The organism is Actinospica sp. (genome assembly GCF_035552695.1).
Taxonomy (GTDB): Bacteria; Actinomycetota; Actinomycetes; order Streptomycetales; family Catenulisporaceae; genus Actinospica.
On sequence record NZ_DASZKT010000191.1, the window covers coordinates 1 to 1,804 of the forward strand.

The window sequence follows — 1,804 nt, forward strand, 5'->3', positions numbered from 1 at the left end:
GCGACCGCGACCGTGACGCCGGAGACGAGGACCGTGCGGCCCGCCGTGGCCACCGTGCGCACGACGGCGCGCTCCACGCTTCCTGGGGGTGGCTGGGCGGTCGTCCCTCCCGGGGCAAGCAGAGCCTGGCGGCGGAGTTCCTCGCGGAACCTGGTGACGATGAACAAGCCGTAGTCGATGCCAAGGCCCAGGCCCATGATCGTGGTGATGTTCACCGAGTAGACAGAGACCGTGGTGGCCAACGTGAGCAGGCGGAGCACGGTGAGCGAGCCGAGGATGGCCAGGCCGCCGATCGCGAGCGGCGCGATGGCGGCCACCACGCTGCCGAAAATGATCACCAGGAGGATAAGCAGCACGGGGAACGAGATCGACTCGGCCCTGGCGATGTTCGCGCTGACCTCGCTGTTAATGGCGACTTCGGTGGCCGTGGCGCCGCCGACGCTGACGGTGATGCCGTCGCCCGGCGGGCCGGCCACCGCGGGGAAGTCCGCTTTTATCGCCTTATAGGTGTCGTCACGCGCCTGGCCGGAGCCGCCTGCGAGTTGCAGGACCGCATCGGTGGAGTGCTTGTCGGCGGAGACCAGGTTCGGCTGCCCGCTCGTCCAGTAGGTCGCGGTCTTGGTCACCTGGTTCCCAGGAAGGGCGGCCAGGTACTGCGCCACCGCCTGCCGGTAGACCGGGTCGGCGACCGTGCGCGCCGCGCTGTGGAAAAGCACGACCACGTCGGCGTCATTGCGGCCGAACAGGCTGCCCGCGAGGTTGGACTCGACGTTGCTCTGGCTGTTCGGCGGGGTGAACGTGTTACCCGAGTTGAGCTTGCCGAAGACGCCGGTTCCCCACACCGCGGCGCCCACCGCGAACAGCAGGCCGATAACCAGTGTGAGCCGCCGCGCCCGGTAGAGCCCGCGTCCCCATGCCTCGAACATCACGCCTCCAGGCCATGATGGTTTCCGCCTCACGCGGATCCTGAGTGAACACCGTAAACTGATTACATGATTAACTTTGCATACAGCGTTTACTCGCGTCAAGAGTGTTTGCCGTTTGTTCTTCCGGCCCGTTGCCGCGCACTGTAAAACGGAGTCAGGAGGTACGCGTGACGCAGGCACCATCCCCGTCCCCGGCCACGCCGGCCAAGCCGGTCCCGGTGACGGCACCGACCAGGCGAGACCGGCTGCGCGCGGCGACGACAGAGGAGATCACCGCGACGGCCCGCAGGCTGCTCGTCGAGCAGGGACCCGAGGCGATGTCGCTGCGCGCCATCGCCCGCGAGATGGGGATGACCGCGCCCGGCCTGTACCGCTACTACAGCAGCCACGAGGACCTGCTCAGGCATGTGGTCGCGTCGATCTTCCGTGAGCTGTCCGGTGATGTCCGCCGGGCGATCGACGAGGTGACGCTGAGCAACGCGGGTGCGGCCGTCTCTCGCGGCAACGCGGCACCGGAGCAGGTCAGGCGGCACCTCACGCTGAAGTTGGTGGCGGCCTGCCGCGCGTTCCGCCGCTGGGGACTGAGTCACAGAGATGAGTTCACGCTGCTGTTCGGCGTCCCGCTGCCCGGACTCGACGACGGCAGGTTCGACGTCGCCGAGGAGTGCGCCCTGGAGTTCGCGGCGACGTTCTACACCCTGTTCTTCGAGTTGTGGAACGCGACCCACTTCCCGGTGCCAGGCCCCGCGGAGATCGACGAGGGGCTGCGGGCGCAGCTCAGCCGGTTCGGCACCACCCTGGGCACCGACGCGCCGGACGGCGCTCTCCTAGTGTTCCTGCGCTGCTGGATGGCGCTCTACGGCGCCGTGGCGATGGAG

The 1,804-nt window shown here is 68.2% G+C and carries 2 protein-coding genes; one reads left to right on the plus strand and one right to left on the minus strand.

Features of this window, described 5'->3' with window-relative positions; genetic code table 11:
* Positions 1-926 (minus strand): MMPL family transporter (locus tag VG296_RS22085; protein WP_325568594.1); only part of this gene is annotated, 926 nt, incomplete at its 3' end.
* 167 nt (positions 927-1,093) lie between these two features.
* Between VG296_RS22085 and VG296_RS22090 the strand changes: the two genes are divergently transcribed.
* A partial coding sequence (locus VG296_RS22090) for a TetR/AcrR family transcriptional regulator (RefSeq protein ID WP_325568596.1) occupies positions 1,094-1,804 on the plus strand: 711 nt, incomplete at its 3' end.